Origin of the sequence: Trebonia sp. (genome assembly GCF_030042015.1) — a bacterium.
In the GTDB taxonomy this organism is placed as follows: Bacteria; Actinomycetota; Actinomycetes; order Streptosporangiales; family Streptosporangiaceae; genus Trebonia.
This window is the reverse complement of record NZ_JASIAL010000270.1, coordinates 1-18,262: the sequence shown is the minus strand read 5'-3', so window position 1 is coordinate 18,262 and position 18,262 is coordinate 1. Positions and strand designations below refer to the sequence as shown.

The 18,262-nt window shown below is 69.8% G+C and carries 13 protein-coding genes and 7 tRNA genes; 6 read left to right on the top strand and 14 right to left on the bottom strand.

What is annotated here, in order from left to right; genetic code table 11:
* Window positions 1-40: 40 nt before the first annotated feature.
* A tRNA-Gly gene (locus tag Q1N79_RS14515) sits at window positions 41-112 on the bottom strand.
* 119 nt (window positions 113-231) lie between these two features.
* Window positions 232-313, bottom strand: a tRNA-Leu gene (locus tag Q1N79_RS14510).
* 160 nt (window positions 314-473) lie between these two features.
* Between Q1N79_RS14510 and Q1N79_RS14505 the strand changes: the two genes are divergently transcribed.
* On the top strand, window positions 474-881 hold the full coding sequence (locus Q1N79_RS14505) for a hypothetical protein (protein ID WP_300609338.1): 408 nt from the start codon (window positions 474-476) through the stop codon (window positions 879-881).
* 897 nt (window positions 882-1,778) lie between these two features.
* Here the strand turns inward: Q1N79_RS14505 and Q1N79_RS14500 are convergent.
* The 8 genes from Q1N79_RS14500 to lepA all read right to left on the bottom strand — a co-directional run bounded on the left by Q1N79_RS14500 (window position 1,779) and on the right by lepA (window position 5,680).
* Window positions 1,779-1,851 (bottom strand) — tRNA-Lys (locus Q1N79_RS14500).
* A 6-nt stretch (window positions 1,852-1,857) separates the two neighbouring features.
* A tRNA-Lys gene (locus Q1N79_RS14495) sits at window positions 1,858-1,930 on the bottom strand.
* Window positions 1,931-1,991: 61 nt separating this feature from the next.
* A tRNA-His gene (locus Q1N79_RS14490) sits at window positions 1,992-2,068 on the bottom strand.
* Between the two features lie 20 nt (window positions 2,069-2,088).
* A tRNA-Arg gene (locus tag Q1N79_RS14485) sits at window positions 2,089-2,162 on the bottom strand.
* 29 nt (window positions 2,163-2,191) lie between these two features.
* Window positions 2,192-2,268: transfer RNA gene (locus Q1N79_RS14480), tRNA-Pro, on the bottom strand.
* 55 nt (window positions 2,269-2,323) lie between these two features.
* Complete coding sequence (locus Q1N79_RS14475) at window positions 2,324-3,172, bottom strand: GNAT family N-acetyltransferase (protein WP_300609336.1); 849 nt, start codon at window positions 3,170-3,172, stop codon at window positions 2,324-2,326.
* A gap of 7 nt (window positions 3,173-3,179) precedes the next feature.
* A complete protein-coding gene (gene rdgB, locus Q1N79_RS14470; RefSeq protein WP_300609334.1) occupies window positions 3,180-3,800 on the bottom strand; it encodes an RdgB/HAM1 family non-canonical purine NTP pyrophosphatase in 621 nt (206 codons plus the stop codon).
* Window positions 3,797-5,680 carry a translation elongation factor 4 gene (gene lepA, locus Q1N79_RS14465; RefSeq protein ID WP_300609332.1) on the bottom strand — a complete coding sequence of 628 codons (1,884 nt, stop codon included), beginning with the start codon at window positions 5,678-5,680 and terminating at the stop codon, window positions 3,797-3,799. Before lepA ends, rdgB begins: the two co-directional genes overlap by 4 nt.
* 469 nt (window positions 5,681-6,149) lie before the next feature.
* On the opposite strand from lepA, the gene rpsT reads away from it, so the two are divergent.
* Window positions 6,150-6,419: a 30S ribosomal protein S20 gene (gene rpsT / locus Q1N79_RS14460; RefSeq protein ID WP_300609330.1), complete on the top strand. Its 270-nt coding sequence runs from the start codon at window positions 6,150-6,152 to the stop codon at window positions 6,417-6,419.
* 39 nt (window positions 6,420-6,458) lie between these two features.
* Here the strand turns inward: rpsT and holA are convergent, their stop codons facing one another.
* The 4 genes from holA to Q1N79_RS14440 all read right to left on the bottom strand — a co-directional run bounded on the left by holA (window position 6,459) and on the right by Q1N79_RS14440 (window position 12,696).
* Window positions 6,459-7,433: a DNA polymerase III subunit delta gene (gene holA, locus Q1N79_RS14455; RefSeq protein ID WP_300609328.1), complete on the bottom strand. Its 975-nt coding sequence runs from the start codon at window positions 7,431-7,433 to the stop codon at window positions 6,459-6,461.
* A 57-nt stretch (window positions 7,434-7,490) separates the two neighbouring features.
* On the bottom strand, window positions 7,491-8,702 hold the full coding sequence (gene hutI, locus Q1N79_RS14450) for an imidazolonepropionase (protein WP_300609326.1): 1,212 nt from the start codon (window positions 8,700-8,702) through the stop codon (window positions 7,491-7,493).
* 262 nt (window positions 8,703-8,964) lie between these two features.
* Window positions 8,965-10,365, bottom strand: coding sequence for a GTPase HflX (gene hflX / locus Q1N79_RS14445; protein ID WP_300609324.1), 1,401 nt, complete (start codon window positions 10,363-10,365; stop codon window positions 8,965-8,967).
* A gap of 105 nt (window positions 10,366-10,470) precedes the next feature.
* Window positions 10,471-12,696 (bottom strand): ATP-binding domain-containing protein, encoded by a 2,226-nt coding sequence (locus tag Q1N79_RS14440; protein ID WP_300609340.1) that lies wholly within the window; start codon window positions 12,694-12,696, stop codon window positions 10,471-10,473.
* Window positions 12,697-13,211: 515 nt separating this feature from the next.
* Between Q1N79_RS14440 and aceB the strand changes: the two genes are divergently transcribed.
* The 4 genes from aceB to Q1N79_RS14420 all read left to right on the top strand — a co-directional run.
* On the top strand, window positions 13,212-14,810 hold the full coding sequence (aceB, locus tag Q1N79_RS14435; protein WP_300609322.1) for a malate synthase A: 1,599 nt from the start codon (window positions 13,212-13,214) through the stop codon (window positions 14,808-14,810).
* 48 nt (window positions 14,811-14,858) lie between these two features.
* Window positions 14,859-16,340 (top strand): FAD-linked oxidase C-terminal domain-containing protein, encoded by a 1,482-nt coding sequence (locus tag Q1N79_RS14430; protein ID WP_300609320.1) that lies wholly within the window; start codon window positions 14,859-14,861, stop codon window positions 16,338-16,340.
* Window positions 16,341-16,383: 43 nt separating this feature from the next.
* Window positions 16,384-17,769: an FAD-binding oxidoreductase gene (locus Q1N79_RS14425; protein WP_300609318.1), complete on the top strand. Its 1,386-nt coding sequence runs from the start codon at window positions 16,384-16,386 to the stop codon at window positions 17,767-17,769.
* Window positions 17,770-17,778: 9 nt separating this feature from the next.
* On the top strand, window positions 17,779-18,262 hold a 484-nt coding region (locus Q1N79_RS14420; protein WP_300609316.1), incomplete at its 3' end, for a 4Fe-4S dicluster domain-containing protein.

Below are 18,262 nucleotides of genomic sequence, written 5' to 3'. Positions count from 1 at the left end.
CGGGGCGAGTTGCGTCAGTGTCGATGCGGTCATGGAGATTAGCGGAAGACGAGATTCGAACTCGCGACCCTCGCCTTGGCAAGGCGATGCTCTACCACTGAGCTACTTCCGCGTGTTGTGCCGCTCGAAGGCGGAGTTTCGGTGAAGAGTCAGGTCAGACGTTGCAAGAACCGGACGGTCGAAGCACTCCAATAGCTCGCTTAAGAAATTCTTTTGTAATTGTGACGGAGCTGGGCAAGCAGAGACTCGAACTCTGACGGGTCGCCCCACTGGATCCTAAATCCAGCGCGTCTGCCAGTTCCGCCACTTGCCCGGCGACCCAGTTACATATGAACGTGCCCGATGCATTTCCTCCACCCCGGGGAGTTACGCCGCGCCTTCGAGAAGGAGGCCGCCCGCCCGGCTAGTACCGTACGATAACGTACACTCGGAATTTCACGAGCGGTAGCGTTCGTACGGCCCAAAGAGTTCTGATGAGACCCAGCTATTCGGAGGATGCTCTCGGTTTGAAGCCGGTTTCACGGTTCGACTCGGTGCGAGCCCGGGCCAGAGCCGTGCCCGCATGGGCTCAGCCCGCGCTCGCGGCGGTGGGGGCGATTTCGGTGTTCGTCCTGGTCTTGGGGCTGATCGCCTTGATTTTCCAGCTTTTCTTTCGCTACCAGTACCTCGAGAATAACGGCGTGCTTTGGCGCATCGACCGGCTGACCCAACAGATGTGTCAGGTTCACGTCGGTGAAGCAATGTGCGCCGCGGATTCACCCGCAGCAGCCGCGCCCGCCCCGGTGCAGCACAAATTCAGCGTGAGTACCAGCACGAGCATCAGCACCAGCTTGAGCACGAGCACCAGCCTAAAGTCGGCGGTGCCCAAGCATAAGCGCTGAGCGCGGCCGCGCTATGCGCTGGCCGGTCTCGCCGCGAAGAGATCTTCGAACTCGCTGCGCATGACTGCGTAGCATTCGCAGGCCGAGCGTTCCAAGCCCATCCGATCGGTGATGGTCGGGTTTCCATGGCTATATTGAATGAGGCCGGCCACCAGGCGTAAGATTCTTTCAAGAACGTCCCGTCTTGCAAGACCTCTTGTACCCACGAAGAGAAGCATTTCATGCGTAAAGCCTCGCTCCCGTTAATACTCATCGTCGTCGCAGGCATTCCTTTCTATGCGAGCAGCGCGTCACCCGAGCACTACGCTGGCTTCTCTAACGCAGGGCCTACCGGTCCCGCAGTAGATGGCTTCGCCCTTGCGCTTACGTCCGACGCGCAGCCTTTCTACTTGGGTCGGCCCATGATCGTTACCGTAGAGTTGAGAAACGTTTCCGGCCGATATCAGGCGGGAATCTTTGGTTCGGTGAACTCCGCAGCCTACGCCTTCAGGATCGTGAATCGCATCACGGGAAATGTTGTCTCTGCTAACCCGGATAGTCCTTATGGCCTTACGGCAGGTTCTAAGCCTAAGGATGGCTGGCCGATCCCAGAGGGGACATCGGTTTACGGTAGATTTAGGCTCGATCTGTTGTACAAATTTCAGTGGCCGGGAGTCTACTCAGTCCAGGTGATTAAGGGGCAGCCTATAGCTTACAATAGGCGCCTAAATCTTCGCTCAAACGCAATAACGATTACGATTTTCCCCTGAGGTGAAAATACAACGTTACGCAGCATTTTCGGCGAGGGCCACGTCGTAGCAGATCCGTTCGTTCGCGCGTCTGCCTTGCCGCGCGCGGAGGGCCCGCGCGCGGTGCGCGCACTTGAACGCGCGGGCCACTCCTCCGGGGACGTAAACTTGCACCGCGAGGGACTTGAACCCCCAACCAAGTGATTAAGAGTCACCTGCTCTACCAATTGAGCTAGCGGTGCTCGCTATGCGCCCTCCGGGACTCGAACCCGGGACCAACGGCTTAAAAGGCCGCTGCTCTACCGACTGAGCTAAAGGCGCTCGTGCGGACGCTCACGCCGTTGCGTTACGAAATCACTCCATCCAGGTCCTCCGGCGGCGCTGGGGTGACTGACGGGGGTCGAACCCGCGACCTCTTGAGCCACAGTCAAGCGCTCTAACCAACTGAGCTACAGTCACCATGAGAGGGCATTGTACCACGCGCCCGGAGGGACTCGAACCCCCATCTTCGAGTTTAGAAGACTCGTGCCTTATCCCGTTAGACCACGGGCGCATTACCATGGTGTGATGCCACGCGCGAAGTGGTCGGGGCGAGAGGATTCAAACCTCCGGCCTTTCGGACCCAAACCGAACGCTCTATCTGGCTGAGCTACGCCCCGATCGCCAACGGCCACTTGGATTGTGCCACAGTTCCTCGGCACGTGCAAAGTTCTCCTACAACAGCAATCGGTGATAGCCGACGTACGTCGACAGATCGGCGCTGCGCGAATCGGTCGCGAGAACGGACGTCTCCTCGATCGTCAGCCCGGCGCGTAATGCCGAGCGCGCAATGCGGCGGTTTGACCCGGGGATCAGCATGGTGCACCACGATGCCCGAAACGAACGTTGCAGCGTAACCAGCGCGTAGGCGAAAATCTGAACGAGATAGGCCTCCGACGCGCATGCGAGCGGGCCAAGCCTGCCGTCGGGCCAAACGTACGCGTAGGCGACGCACTCGCCGTTCAAAAAGAACGCCTGCCCGGTCGCGGACCGCGCAAACGCCGCATGATCGGCCGGACGCGCGAGGCCTCGCGCGCGCCGGTCGAGCTCTTGAAGCGCAAAGCCGTGCGCCGATGCGTCGATGAGGGCGACTTCGAAGCGATAGTCGCCGGCGGCCATTCTCGCCAGCTCTTCTTCCTTCGGCAGCGCACCCGCGAAGCGCAAAACCAGCTCCCGCGGCGTCGTGCGAAAGCGCAGTGCGAGCGCGAGCGCCCGAGCATCTGCCGGGTCGACGAGCATCGTACGAAAGAGTTCGCCGCCGGCGAAAGCTGCCTCGAGCAGCGACGCACCGAGTCCATGAGCGCGGTAGGACGGCTCGACGAAGAGATCGCCGACGTAACGTTCCTCTTCGGAGTCGTGAGCTACGGCGATGCCGACGATCTCGCCGGCGTCGCGCACCACCCATGCGTTAGCGCGCTCCGCCGATTCGAGCGAAAGCCGTAAGGCGACGTCGTCCACCCGGCGCCGGCGCTGGATCGCGCGCACGTCGCCGGAAGAGCCGGGCTCGACTCGGAACTCGCCCACCGCGCGATCAGAGCAGTCCCGCTTGCGCGCCGCGCTCGCGTAAGATCGTCAGCAACGCCTGCGCGGCGTTGTACCGGTGGCTGACGGCGTTCTTCTCCTTCTCGCTGAGTGCCGCGAAGCTTCGGCCGAGTCGCGGATACAGGAAGACGGCGTCGTAGCCGAAGCCGCCGGTGCCTCGCTCGGCTTCCAAAACGTAGCCTTGAACCTCGCCGGTCGCGACGATCGGCTTGCCGTGCGGCTCGACGAGGGCCAGCGCGCAGACGAAGCGCGCTGCGCGGCGATACGGCGGCACGCCGCGCAGCTCGTGCAGCAGCGCGGCTCGGCGCTCCGGCCAGTCCATCTCGGGGCCTCCGTAGCGTGCCGAGTAGATGCCCGGCCGACCGTCGAGAGCCACGACTTCCAGACCGCTATCGTCGGCGAGCACGGCGGCGGCGACGTGGCGCTCGCGCAGAGCCGCAGCGAGCGCCTCGGCTTTGAGCAGCGCGTTGCCGGCATAGGTCGTTGCGCTCTCCACGACCTCGAGCTCGACGATCTTGCGCGGCGTCACGATCTGCACCGCCGACTTGGCGAAGAGCGCCTTGAGCTCGCGTCGCTTGCCGGGGTTCGTGGTCGCGAGGTACGTCTTCACGATTCGAGGCGAAGCACAGCCATGAAGGCTTCCTGCGGCAGCTCGACCTTGCCGACCCGCTTCATCCGTTCCTTGCCCGCCTTCTGCTTCTCCAGCAGCTTGCGCTTGCGGGTGATGTCACCGCCGTAGCATTTGGCGAGCACGTCCTTGCGCAGCGCGCGGATGTTCTCCCGCGCGATGATCCGCGATCCCACGGCCGCCTGGATCGGCACCTCGAACTGCTGCCGCGGGATCAGCTCCTTGAGCTTGGCGGTCATCGTCAGCCCGTACTCGCGGGCGTTGTCGGCGTGCACGATCTGGCTGAACGCGTCAACCGGCTGCCCCTGCAGCAGGATGTCCACCTTCACCAGGTTGGCCTCCTGCTCGCCCGCCGGCTCGTAGTCCAGGCTCGCGTAGCCGCGGGTGCGGGACTTGAGCTGGTCGAAGAAGTCGAAGATGATTTCGCCCAGCGGCATCGTGTAGCGGATCTCCACCCGGTCGGTCGACAGGTAGTCCATGCCGATCAGCGCGCCGCGGCGGCCCTGGCACAGGTCCATGATCGTGCCGATGTACTCACTCGGGGAGATGATCGTGGCCCTGACCACCGGCTCGTAAACCGACTCGATCTTGCCGCCCGTGTTGCCCTTCGGGCTGCCTCCGGCGGCGGCGTAGCCGTCGATGCCGCCGGGGAAGTCGCTGGGATTGGTCACCCGGATCTCGCGGCCGCTTTCCATGACGACGCGGTAGATGACGTTCGGCGCGGTCGAGATGAGGCTCAGGCCGAACTCGCGCTCGAGCCGCTCGCGGACGATCTCCATGTGCAGCAGGCCGAGGAACCCGCAGCGGAACCCGAAACCAAGGGCGGTGCTCGTCTCCGGCTCGTAAAACAGCGCCGCGTCGTTGAGCCGCAGCTTGTCCAGGGCATCGCGCAGTTCCGGGTACTCGTCGCCGTCGACCGGGTACAGGCCGGAGAACACCATGGGCTTGGGGTGCTTGTAGCCGGCGAGCGGCTCCCTGGCGGGCTTGCCCGAGCTTGTCACGGTGTCGCCGACCCGGGCCTGGCGGACGTCCTTCACGCCGGAGATGATGTAGCCGACCTCGCCGACGCCGAGCCCGTCGGCCGGGGTCGGCTCGGGCGAGATGACCCCGATCTCCAGCGTCTCGTGCACGGCGCCGGTGGACATCATCAGGATGCGTTCTCTCCTGGTCAGGCGCCCGTCGACCACGCGAACGTAGGTGACGACGCCCCGGTAGGTGTCGTACACCGAGTCGAAGATCAGCGCGCGGGCGGGGGCCTCCGGGTCGCCGACCGGGGGCGGAACCTGGTCGACGATGACGTCGAGCAGCTCTTTCACGCCCGCGCCGGTCTTCGCCGAGACGCGGAGCACCTCGTCCGGGTCGATGCCGACGATCGACGCGATCTCCTGCGCGTAGCGATCGGGCTGCGCCGCGGGCAGGTCGATCTTGTTCAGCACCGGGATGATCTTGAGGTCGGCTTCCAGCGCCATGTACAGGTTGGCGAGCGTCTGCGCCTCGATGCCCTGGGCGGCGTCGACGAGGAGGACCGCGCCCTCGCAGGCGGCCAGCGACCTGGAGACCTCGTAGCTGAAGTCCACGTGGCCAGGCGTGTCGATCAGGTTCAGCACGTAGTGGCTGCCGCCCTGCCGCCAGGGCAGGCGGACGGCCTGGCTCTTGATCGTGATGCCACGCTCGCGCTCGATGTCCATCCGGTCCAGGTACTGGGCGCGCATTTGCCGCGCGTCCACCACGCCGGTCAGCTGCAGCATGCGGTCGGCCAGCGTCGACTTGCCATGATTGATGTGCGCGATGATGCAGAAGTTTCGGATCACGGCCTGGTCCGTACGGGCAGGCACCGGTACCGGCGGAGCCGGGTCGCTCATTGCCACCATTCCATGACGTTCGAGTGCGCGAGAGATTCCCCAGGGCCCCGGCGTCGCTGCCAATCATCTCGGTGTCTCGCGGGCCGTTCCTGGGTTCCGGGTGATCCCGGTCTTCCCTTGATCAGGTTATCGTGGCACTCCCGCTGCCCTGGTGCTCCGCTGTTGCTGAGGCCCCGCCGTCGCGTGGTCCTGCCGTGACGCCACCCGCAGTACCGGGGTTGGCGCAGGGGGCCCCCAGCGCCAATAGGCTTGGCGTTAATAGGCTTGGCGTTGGGGGCCACACCGCCAGTGGGCGGCGCCGCCTGGGTCGCGACCTGACCGAGCGAGCGGGAACAACTGGCCGTTCGGTTTGAGGAAGCAGTGCCAACTCGGCTATTCTTCGTCTTCGCGCCCTCATGCTGCCGCTGCTGCGCGAGCAGACCGTTCCCTGGGCGGCCAAGCTGACTTAACCAACGAAGGACTTACACGCGTGGCGAACATCAAGTCGCAGATCAAGCGCAACAAGCAGAACGAGAAGGCGCGCATGCGCAACAAGGCGATCAAGTCGGCGCTGCGCACGCACGTGCGCAAGTTCCGCGAGGCCGCCGACGCGGGCAACGTGGAGCAGGCTACCCTCGCGCTCCGCGTCGCCTCACGTCAGCTCGACAAGGCCGTGAGCAAGGGCGTCATCCACAAGAACCAGGCCGCGAACCGCAAGTCCGCGATCGCCAAGCGCCTCGCCGAGCTCGAGCGGGCCTGAGGTCATCGCGCGGGCGGGTGCGGCTCACACCCGCAGCGGTCAGCGTACGGCGCGGTAGGCGACGATCCGCCTGACCGCCCGCTCCAGGGCGTAGGCGGGGCTGGTCCCCTCCCCCTTGACCTGGGCATCCGCCTCCGCGACTGCCTGCAGGGCGGGTGCCACGCCGTCCGGCTGCCAGCCGCGAAGCTGCTGCCGCACCCGGTCGATCTTCCAGGGCGGCGCGCCCACCTCGGCGGCGAGCGTGGCGGTGCTCGTCCCCCGCGCCGCCCCGACCCGGCCGAGCAGCCGCACCCCCTGGGCGAGCGCGCTGTTGATGAGGACAGGGGACACGCCGGTCGCGAGCGCCCAGCGCAGCTGTTCGAGCGCCTCGCTGAGCCGCCCCTCGACCGCGTGGTCGGCGACGCTGAAGCCGGTGGCCTCGGCGCGGCCCCGGTAATACCGCGCCACGACGGCCTCGGTTATCCGCCCGTCGCTGTCCGACGCCAGCTGGTCCGCTGCCGACGCCAGCTCCCGCAGGTCAGAGCCGATCGCGTCGAGCAGCGCGCGCACCGCGCCTTCGTCGGCGGTCCGGCCGGCCCGCCTGAACTCGGTCCGCACGAAGTCGGTCCGCTCCGCGGCGCGCGTGAGCTTGGGGCACTCGAGCACCCGTGCTCCAGCCTTCGTCAGGTCGGTGACCAGCGCCTTGCCCTTGACGCCCCCGGAGTGCGTGACGACGAGCACGACGTCAGGTGCGGGCGCGGCAGCGTATCGGGCAAGCTCAGCGGAGACCTCCTTGGCCGCGTCCTGCGCACCGCGGACGACCACCGCGCATCCGCCGCCGAAAAGCGACGGCGACGTCAGCTGCGTCAGCTCCCCCGGCGCGAGCGCGCTGGCCGCCACGTCGTGGACGTCTGCCCCGTCGTCACCGCTGCCCGCGAAGGCGGCGCGGGCGGCCGCGACCAGCTCCCGCACCGCCCGGTCGATCAGGAATTCCTCTTCGCCGACGACCAGCGTGACGGGCGCCTGCGTAGCCATGGCCGCAAGCATACGCGCGAACCGGGACGATCTCGCTGACCCGCGAGGCCGTCGGGGTCAGGAGCTGACCGGCTCGCCGCCGCGCCAGACGCGGCGGGGCTGCAGGCCGTAGCTCCAGGCGAACGCGCCCTCGTGGTCGGCGTCCCACAGCACGATGTCGGCGAGCCTGCCGCGGACCATCGCGCCCCGGTCGGGCGCGCGCAGCGCGTGCGCGCCGCCGAGGGTGGCCGCCCGCAGCGCCTCGGTGACGCTCATGCCCAGGTAGGACACGGCCAGCGCGATCACGAGCGGCATCGAGGTGATCCCGACGCCGCCTGGCGTGTGATCGGAACCGAGCGCGACCGCGACGCCCTTGTCGAGCAGCGACCGCACCGGGGGCCGGGCAGCGCGCTGCATGGCCGAGCCGGGGCAGATCACCGCGGCGACCCCGCCCCTGCCGAGCGCGGCGACGTCATCATCGGTGGCCGCGTTCAGCAGGTCGGCCGAGGCGCAGCCCATCTCGGCGGCGACCCGCGCCCCGCCCGTGTGGGTATTGCCGCAGGCGTGCACCCGGGGCAGCAGCCCCGAACGCCGGCCCGCGCTGAGAATCCAGCGGGCCTCGTCCTCGCTGAACCCGCCGTCCTCGCAGTTGACGTCCACGCTGTCCGCGCCGACCGCGGCCGCGTCCGCGCACCACGCGCTCACCGCGTCGATGTAGTCGCTGCGGCGCCCGAAGAACTCCGGCGGCACCGCGTGCGCGGCCAGGAACGTCACGTGCACCCGCGGCATGCCGGGCTCGTTCTCGAGTGCGCGCAGCATCCGCACGTCGGCGAGTTCGCCGTCCCTGGTCAGGTGGTAGCCGGTCTTGGCCTCGATCGTCGTGGTCCCCGACTGCAGCCAGGAGGCCAGCCGCTCGCGCACGTTGTTGCACAAGGTCCACGGGTCGGTTCCCCTGGTCACCGTGACCGTGGAGGACACCCCGCCGCCCGCGGCCGTGATCTCCGCGTCGGACAGGCCGCTGGAGCGCATCGCGAGCTCGGCATACCGGTTGCCCGCGTAGACCGGATGGGTGTGCGCGTCGATCAGGCCCGGGGTGACAAGCCCGCCGCCCAGGTTCTCCACGAGGTCGACGTCGACGATGTCGCGGACGACGCCAGGGACGCTGCGCGGCAGTTCCGCGGAGGGGCCGACCCAGGCGATGCGCTCGTCAGACGTCAGGATGGCGGCGTTGCTCAGGATCTCCGACCCGGTCCACAGCCGACCGATGTTGGTCAGCAAACGGGCGGTCACGAGCGCGTCCCGGCATGCCGGGAACCACGCGAGTCGGTTCCACCCACCATGATCGGCCACCTGCCATGCTGTGTAGACGTCGGCGTTGACCGTGCTTAGCTGGTACTGCGAACGGCACGCTCGCGTCATTGGCAACGCGTTGCGCGCGTCCCACATATCGGTTCCGTTACGGTATTGCACCGAGCCGGTTGGATACAAGACCCTCGGACGAATGCTGAGCCAACCCACAGCAATGCCACGCCGACGATCCGTGAACACGGGATTACGGCGTGTATTGCTCCAGCTCAGCCGCCAGGTCCAGCGGGACGCGTGCCTCAAGAAGAGTGCCGTCTGGGCCGTGCTCCGCGCGGGTCACCTCTCCCGCGGCGTGCGCACGGGCCACCAGGTCACCGCGGCTGTACGGCACGCTCGCCCGGACCGTGCGGTCGCGGACCGGCAGCGCCTCGTCAATCGCGGCGCGCAGCTCGCCCAGGCCCTCCCCTGTCTTCGCGGAGACGGGCACCGAGCCGCGCTCGCGCAACTGCAGCGCCTCGACCATCACCGGGTCCGCGGCGTCGATCTTGTTGATCACCACGAGCTCGGCCACCTCGCCGGCGCCGACCTCGGCGAGGACACCGCGCACCGCGGCGAGCTGCGCCTGCGGGTCGGCGTCCGAGCCGTCCACCACGTGCAGGATCAGGTCGGCCTGCGCGGACTCCTCCAGCGTCGAGCGGAACGCGTCCACGAGCTGGTGCGGCAGGTGCCGCACGAACCCGACCGTGTCGGTGAGCGTGAACGGCCGCCCGGACGGCGTCTTCGCCTTGCGCACCGACGGGTCCAGGGTCGCGAACAGGGCGTCCTCCACCAGCACCCCGGCACCGGTCAGCGCGTTGAGCAGGCTCGACTTCCCCGCGTTGGTGTACCCGGCGATCACGACGGAGGGCACGGCGTTGCGGCGCCGCCGACCGCGCTGCACCTGGCGCCCGGTGGCCATCTCGGCGATTTCGCCGCGCAGCTTGGAGATCCGCGTGCGGATCCGCCGCCGGTCGGTCTCGATCTTGGTCTCGCCGGGACCGCGGGTCCCGATGCCCCCGCCGCCGGCCACCCGGCCGCCGGCCTGCCGGGACAGCGACTCGCCCCAGCCGCGCAGCCTCGGCAGCATGTACTGCAGCTGCGCCAGCTCCACCTGGGCCTTGCCCTCGCGGCTCTTCGCGTGCTGGGCGAAGATGTCCAGGATCAGCGCGGTCCGGTCGATCACCTTGACCTTGACCACGCTCTCCAGGCGGCGCAGCTGGCTGGGGCTGAGCTCGCCATCGCAGATCACCGTGTCGGCGTCGGTGGCGGCGACGATCCCGGCCAGCTCGACGGCCTTGCCGGCCCCGACGTAGGTGGCGGGATCCAAGCGACCGCGCCGCTGGATCAGCGCGTCGAGCACGACCGACCCCGCCGTCTCCGCGAGCCGGCTCAGTTCGCGCATCGAGTTCTCCGCGGTGGTCAGCGTGCCGTCAGACCAGACGCCGATCAGCACGACCCGCTCAAGGCGCAGGGCGCGGTACTCGACTTCGGTTACATCGGTGAGTTCGGTGGAGAGCCCCGCCACGCGGCGCAGCGCGTGCCTGTCCTCCAGGTCAAGCTCCCCGGTCGCGGCGGACATCTCGGTCCGCTCGCCGAAGGCTGTCGTCATCGTTCTCCAAGCTTTCGCCGTCTCCCCGATGGTGCCATCATCGGGGAATCACGTCACCTGAATAACAACCCGCGGGCCGCGGATGTGCCCTCGCCCGGCCGACCGCTAGCTTTCCAGCGAGCGCAGGGGGGCGGGCAGGTCGCCCTCGTGGACGACCGTGAGGCGGTGGGTGGCCCGGGTGATCGCGACGTAGAGGTCGCGGCCGCCGTTGCGGGACTGCGCGATGACGCCGGCCGGGTCGGCGAGCACCACCTGGTCGAACTCGAGCCCCTTCGCCTGGGACACCGTCAGCAGCGCCGCCGGCGAGTCGAGCGACTCGGGCCGGTCGCCGCGGATCGCCTCGGGGACGGCCGCCGCGAGCTCCGCGACCCGGGCGTCGGGGACGATGACCGCCAGGCGTCCGCCGTCGGGGGCCGCCGCGGCGAGTTCGGCCAGGCCGGCGCGGACAATTTCCGCGACGCAGGTGGCCAGGGGCGTACGCTGGGCTCCCGAGTCGGCTGAGGCAAGGACGCGGACGGCGCTGGGCGGGACGCCTTCGATACGGACCGAGTCGGGCGGGCGCTCGCCGGGTGCGGCGGCGGCGAGCACCTCCGCCGCGACGGCCATGATCTCCGCCGGGGTGCGGTAGTTGACGGTCAGCCGCTCCTCGCGCCAGCGGCCGCGCAGCAGCGGGTCGAGCATCTCCTGCCACGACCGCGCGCCGGCGGGCGAGCCGGTCTGCGCGACGTCGCCCACCACGGTCAGCGAGCGCGCCGGGTTGCGGCGCAGCACCATCCGCCAGGCCATCGCGGACAGCTCCTGCGCCTCGTCGACGATCACGTGGCCGTAGGCCCAGGAGCGGTCGGCCGCGGCGCGGTCGGCCGTGGACAGGACCGGGCCGGAGTCCCGGTTCCAGGCCGCCAGCGTCTCCGCGTCCACCATGCCAAGCTCGTCGATGCCGGTGATCGTCAGCACCTCCCTGGCGTACTTCGCCTCGAGGCGGCGCTCGCGCTGCGCCGCGCGGCGCGCGGCCCGCTGCGCCGAATCGTCCGCGCCGAGCAGCTCCGCGGCCTCATCGAGCAGCGGGACGTCCGCCACCGTCCAGGCGGAAGGGCGGTCGCGGCGCAAGAGCACGGATCGTTCGGGATAGGAAAAACAGGAAGCGGCGGCGTGCAGTGCACCTTCCTCGGACAGCAGGCCGGCGAGCACCTGTTGCGGCGTCAGCTCCGGCCACAGCGCGTCGAGGGCCGCGCGGACCCCCGGCTCGTCCCACAGTCGGGCGCGGGCGTCGGGCAGGTCCTCGTCCTCCAGCGGACGGTCGAGCAGGCGTGCCTCGTTGCGGGCGAGCTCGGTGAGCAGCTCCGTGACGAACAGCTTGCGCGCGACGTTGTGGGGCTTGCGCAGCGCGCGGGCGCGGTCGCGGGCGCGCAGGATCGCGTTCCTTGGCAGCGGGACCGGCACGCCGTCGGCGTCGACGGCGAGGTCGGTCTTCGGGATGCGCTGGCGGTTGCGCACGGCCTTGCGCAGCACCTCGGCCATCCGCTCGTCGCCCTTGACGACCGCGGCGGGGTCGGCGGTGTCGGTCGCCTGCACGCCTGGGAACAGCTCGCCGAGGGTCCTGAGCACGACGTCCGTCTCGCCGAGCGACGGCAGTACCTGGCTGATGTAGCGGAGGAAGGTGGCGTTCGGGCCGACGACCAGGATGCCGCGGCGCTCCAGCGCGCGGCGGTGCGTGTAGAGCAGGTACGCGGCGCGGTGCAGTGCGGCCACCGTCTTGCCGGTGCCGGGGCCGCCCTGGACGACGAGGACGCCGGCGAGGTCGGAGCGGATGACCCGGTCCTGTTCCCGCTGGATGGTCGCCACCACGTCCGACATGCGGCCGGTGCGGGCGGAGCTGACCGCGGCGATCAGCGCCGCCTCGCCGGACAGGCCACGGCGGTCGGTGTCGGTGAGCTGGTCGAGATCGAACACCTCGTCGTCGACGCCGGTGACGTGCCTGTTGCGCGTGTAGATGTGGCGCCGCCTGATCAGGCCCGCCGGGCTGCCCGGGGTCGCGGCGTAGAAGGGGCGCGCCGCCGGGGCGCGCCAGTCGATCAGCTTCAGCTCGTAGTCGTCGTCGCGCAGGCCGATCCGGCCGATGTACAGCGTGACCTGGTTCTCGTCGTCGGTGCGGCCGAAGCACAGGCCGCGTTCTGTGTTGTTGAGCTGGGTGAGGCGCCTTTCGTATTCGGCGGCCGAGACGTCGCGCTCCAGGCGCGCCTGGTGGGTGCCGCCCGGGCCGCCGTGGGCGCGGATGCGGTTCAGCGCGGCCTCGCTCCGCTCGCGCGCCCGGTCGAGAAGGGCGTACAGCATCGTCACGTACGCCTGCTCGTCCTGAAGCGACGAGGCGCGGGGGGTGCCTGCGGCGCCGGGGTGGCCGGCCGCGGCGCTGGATACGGGGTCCGCGGGCCCGGCGTCCGTTTGACGGAAAACCATATTTTTGGTATGCTCCCGAGTGCCAGTTAGCACTGGCATTTTTTTATGCCGTAGCGGGAATTACCAGCCTAGCACGAGGTGCCAGGCAGGTTCCGCGGCATGCCACGCCTGACGCTTCTTGGCTGGTCATCGCCGTCGCCGCGACGGCTTCGCGCTCCGTGATGAGGAGAATATGCGGGACGGAATTCTTCGCGGTTGGTAAAGGCTTTGCGGCGCCGCTTTTGCCGGGCGTCAGCCGAATTCCAGGCCGGCCGGGAATGGTCGCCCCGCAGGCAAAGGCGCGTGGTGACCTGGGGGTCCAGGAGGCGGAAACCGGCAGACGTGCTTGCCGGCCTCGTGCCGGCGAGCGTCAGGTGCCTAGGATGTACAACCACAGCTGTGAGGAGCCAACGATGCCTGAGCGCGTGGAGATCACCGGGCCCGCCGGCGACCGGTACGACGAGATCCTGACCCCGAAGGCGCTGGGGCTGCTGGCTGCGCTGCACGGCGAGCTAGCCGAACGCCGGGCGGAGCTGCTCGCGGCGCGGCGCCGCCGTCAGGCCGAGCTGAACGTCGGCGCGATGCCCGGCTTCCTCCCGGCCACGGCCTGGATCCGCGAGGACCCGTCCTGGCGGGTCGCGCCGCTGGCGCCCGGCCTGGCCGACCGCCGGGTGGAGATCACCGGGCCGACCGACAAGAAGATGACGATCAACGCGCTGAACAGCGGCGCGAACGTCTGGCTGGCCGACTTCGAGGACGCGAACACGCCGCTGTGGGAGAACATGATCGGCGGGCAGCTGAACCTGGCCGACGCGCTTGACCGCAGGATCGACTTCACCAGCGACGACGGCAAGCGGTACGCCCTGCGGCCCGACGGGGAGCTCGCCACGATCGTGGTCCGCCCCCGCGGCTGGCACCTGCCAGAGAAGCACATCCTCGTCGGCGGGCTGCGGGCCTCCGGCAGCCTCACCGACTTCGCGCTGTACATGACGGCCTGCGCGCGCAGGCAGCTCGACAAGGGCAAGGGACCGTACTTCTACCTGCCGAAGATCGAGTCCCACCTTGAAGCCCGGCTGTGGAACGACGCGTTCGCCATCGCGCAGGATTTTCTTTCGATCCCGCAGGGTACGATCCGCGCCACCGTGCTGGTCGAGACGATCCCGGCGGCGTTCGAGATGGACGAGATCCTGTATGAGCTGCGCGAGCACAGCAGCGGGCTGAACGCGGGCCGCTGGGACTACCAGTTCTCCATCATCAAGAAGTTCCGTGCCCGCGGGCGGGACTTCGTGCTGCCAGAGCGCAACGCGGTCACGATGACCGCCCCGTTCATGCGCGCCTACACCGAGCTGCTCGTCAAGACCTGCCACGCGCGCGGGGCGCACGCGATGGGCGGCATGGCCGCGTTCATCCCGTCCCGCCGCGACCCGCGGGTCAACGAGATCGCGCTGGCGAAGGTGCGCGACGACAAGACCCGCGAGTCGAACGACGGCTTCGACGGCTCCTGGGTGGCCCACCCGGACCTGGTGCCCGTCTGCAAAGAGATCTTCGACGCCAAGCTCGGCCCCAGCCCCAACCAGATCTGGCGGCAGCGGCCGGAGGTGTCGGTGTCGGCCGAGGACCTGCTGGCGATCGGCAAGACCCCCGGCGGGATCACCGAGGCAGGCCTGCGGAACAACATCAGCGTCGCCCTGCAGTACCTCGCCGCCTGGCTGGGCGGCACCGGCGCGGTGGCGATCTTCAACCTGATGGAAGACGCGGCCACCGCGGAGATTTCCCGCTCCCAGATCTGGCAGTGGGTGCACAACGACGTCATCCTCGACGACGGTCCGCTCGTGACAAAGGACGTGGTCGAGCGGATGATCGATGAGGAACTTGTGAAGATCCGCGAACTGTACGGCGACAGCTTCGACGCCGCGCGGTACGGGCAGGCGGTCGCGCTGTTCACCGAGGTGGCGCTCGCCGACTCCTTCGCCGAGTTCCTCACGCTCCCGGCGTACGAGCGCATGCCGTAGGCCGGCTGGTTTGCGCTAACGCGAAAGAGCGGAAAGGGGGCGCGGCTGATGGGCGGCACGCAGGCGGCGCTGGCGCTGGCGGCGGCGCTGATCCCGCGGATGACCGACATCTGCGGCCCCCCGTACGTGATCACCGACCCGCTGGAGCTGCGCACCTACGAGTGCGACGGGCTGACCTCGCACCGCGCGACCCCGGCGCTCGTCGTGCTGCCCGGCACCGCCGAGCAGGTCGCGGCCGTCGTGCGCGAGTGCGCCGACAGCGGGGTCCCGTTCGTGGCCCGCGGCAGCGGCACCGGGCTGTCCGGCGGCGCGGTCCCGCACACGGAGGGCGTGCTGATCGTCATGTCGCGGATGCGGCAGGTCCTCGAGATCGACCCAGTCGCCCGGCGGGCGGTCGTCGAACCCGGGGTGACGAACCTGGCCGTGACAGAAGCGGCGCGTCCGTTCGGACTGTTCTATGCTCCTGATCCGTCCAGCCAGGTGGTGTGCTCGGTCGGCGGGAACGTGGCGGAGAACTCCGGCGGGGCACACTGCCTCAAGCACGGGTTCACCGTGAACCACGTGATGGGGCTGGAGATCGTCACGCCGGCCGGCGAGCTGACCTGGCTGGGCGACGGCACCGGCGTGGTCAGCGGGTACGACCTGCTCGGCGCGTTCACCGGGTCGGAGGGCACGCTCGGGGTCGTCACCAAGATCGTCGTCAAGCTCACGCCGGTGCCGCAGGCGGTGCACCTGGTGCTCGCGGCGTATGAGTCGCTCGCGGCGGGCGGGCGCGCGGTCTCCGACATCATCGGCGCGGGGATCGTGCCCGCCGCGATCGAGATGATGGACGCGCTGTCCATCGAGGCGGCAGAGGCGGCCGTGCGCTGCGGATACCCGCGGGGCGCCGCGGCGGTGCTCCTTGTGGAGCTCGACGGGCCGGCCGCCGAGGTGGAGGCGGAGCTGGCTACGGTCCGCGGGCTGTGCGAGGCGGCCGGGGCGACGGAGATCCGCGCGGCCGACGACCCGGTGCAGCGGGCCGGGATCTGGGCCGGGCGCAAGTCCGCGTTCGCCGCGGTCGGGCGGCTGTCCCCCGCCTACATCGTCCAGGACGGCGTGGTGCCGCGGACGGCGCTTGGGGATGTGCTCGCGCGGATTTCGGCGCTGTCGGCCGAGGCGGGCATCCGGGTGGCGAACGTGTTCCACGCCGGGGACGGGAACCTGCACCCGCTGGTGCTTTACGACGACTCGTCGGCGGCGGAGACCGAGGCGGCGGAGGAGCTGTCGGGCGCGATCCTCGACACGTGCATCGCCTACGGCGGGTCGATCACCGGCGAGCACGGCGTCGGCGTGGACAAGTCCAGGTACATGCCGAAGATGTTCACCGCCGAGGATCTCGACACCATGCAGCTGGTGCGGTGCGCGTTCGATCCGGCCAGCCTGTGCAACCCGGGCAAGGTCTTCCCGACCCCGCGGCTGTGCGGCGAGGTGCCAGGGCGGCGGCGCGCCCCGCACCCGGCCGTCGCCGCTGGCCAGGCGGAGATTTTCTAATGACATCATCCCGAACGGTCCCGGCCGTCTGTGGAGGGCCGCGGTGAGCGGCGACCTGAAGGTGGCGGGCAAGGCGCTGGCTGCGGCCTGCCAGGAACTGCGCGAGGGCGGTGCCGCCGACGCGGTCGGCGACGGCGTGGTGCCCGGCTACGTGGCGTCGCCCGCCGACACGGGTGAAGCCGCGGCGCTGCTGCGCGCCGCGGCCGAGCACGAGCTGGCGGTGGTCCCGCGCGGGTCGGGGAGCCGGCTTGGCTGGGGGGTCCCGCCGGACCGCTGCGACCTGCTCGTGGACACGCGCCGCATGGACGCGGTCGTTGAGCACGCGGCCGGGGACCTCGTGGCCAAGGTGCAGGCCGGCGCCCTTATGAACCACGTGCTTGGCGTGCTCGGCGCCGCGGGGCAGGAGATCGCCCTGGATGTCCCCGGGACCGCGACGGTCGGCGGGGTCGTGGCCTCGGGGCTGTGCGGTCCGCGGCGGCTGCGCTACGGGTCGCCGCGTGACCTGCTGATCGGCATCACGATCGTGCGGGCCGACGGGACCGTGGCCCACTCCGGCGGGAAGGTCGTCAAGAACGTCGCCGGGTACGACCTTGGCAAGCTGTTCGCCGGCTCGGCGGGCACGCTCGGGCTGATCACCGAGGCGACGTTCCGGCTGCATCCGCTGCCGGCGGCGCGCGCGTTCGTCACTGTCACGTTCCCTGCCGGCGCTGCTGCGGCCGACGTGGCCGCCGTGGTGGCGCTGGCGGCCAACTCCCCGCTCGTCGCGTCTGCCGTGGAGCTGCACCGCCCCGGGGTTGCCGGGCCGGCCAGCGTCGGCGTGCTCGTCGAGGGGTCGGCCGACGGGGTGGCCGCGCGGGCCGCGCGGCTGGCTGACCTGCTGGGCGTGGCTGTCGGACCCGGCGGCTCCGGGTCCGGGGCAGCGGAGGTTTCCGTGTCCGGCGAGCCGCCGTCCTGGTGGGCCGGGGCGATCGAGGCCGGCGACGGGACGCTCGTCCGCGTGTCGTTCTGGGTGTCGGCGCTGGGCGGGGTGCTCGACGCCATCGACGCGGCGGCCAGGGACGCCGGCGCCGCGCCGCTGGTGTACGGCTCCGCCGGGGCGGGCGTGCTGTACCTGGACTGCGGCGCGGAACCCGGCGTGGCCGCGGGGTTCGTCGGCGCGCTGCGCGGAACGTCCCACGGGGTGCTGCGGGGGGCGTCCGGGCAGGCGCGGGGCGGCGTGGTGGTGCTCGCCGCACCGCGCGCGGTCCGTTCGGCGCTCGCCGCGCACGGCGGAATGGCGGGAACCGTGCTCCCCTCTCCTGTTGGCACACACCAGCCGGCCTCTCCTGTTGGCACACACCAGCCGGCGCTCGGCGTGATGCGCGCGGTCAAGGACCAGTTCGACCCCGGCCGACGGATGGCGCCCGGCCGGTTCCCCGAAGGGATCTAGATGACCTCGATGAGCGACGGCACCATCGGCTTGGAGGAGGCGGACGCGCGGGCGGACGCGGTCCGTTCGGCGGTGAAGGACTGCGTGCACTGCGGTTTCTGCCTGCCGGCCTGCCCGACCTACCAGCTGTGGGGCGAGGAGATGGACTCCCCGCGCGGTCGCATCCACCTCGTGAGCCAGCTCCTGGACGGGGCTCCGCTGACCGCCGCGACCGCCGAGCACTTCGACCGGTGCCTGGGCTGCATGGCCTGCATGACCGCGTGCCCGTCCGGCGTTGAGTATGACCAGATCATCGAGGCGGCCCGGGTGTGGACGGAGCAGGCAGGCGAACCTGCCGGGGTGGGCGCCGCAGGGGCGCCCGCTGGCGGGGCGTCCCTTGCCGGGAGGGACCCTGCCGGCGCCGACGACAGCTCCGGGTCCGGCGTGGCGAGCGCGCCCGGTCGGCGCTCGCTGCGGGAGCGCGCGACGCGGGCCGCGATCTTCGCGGTGTTCC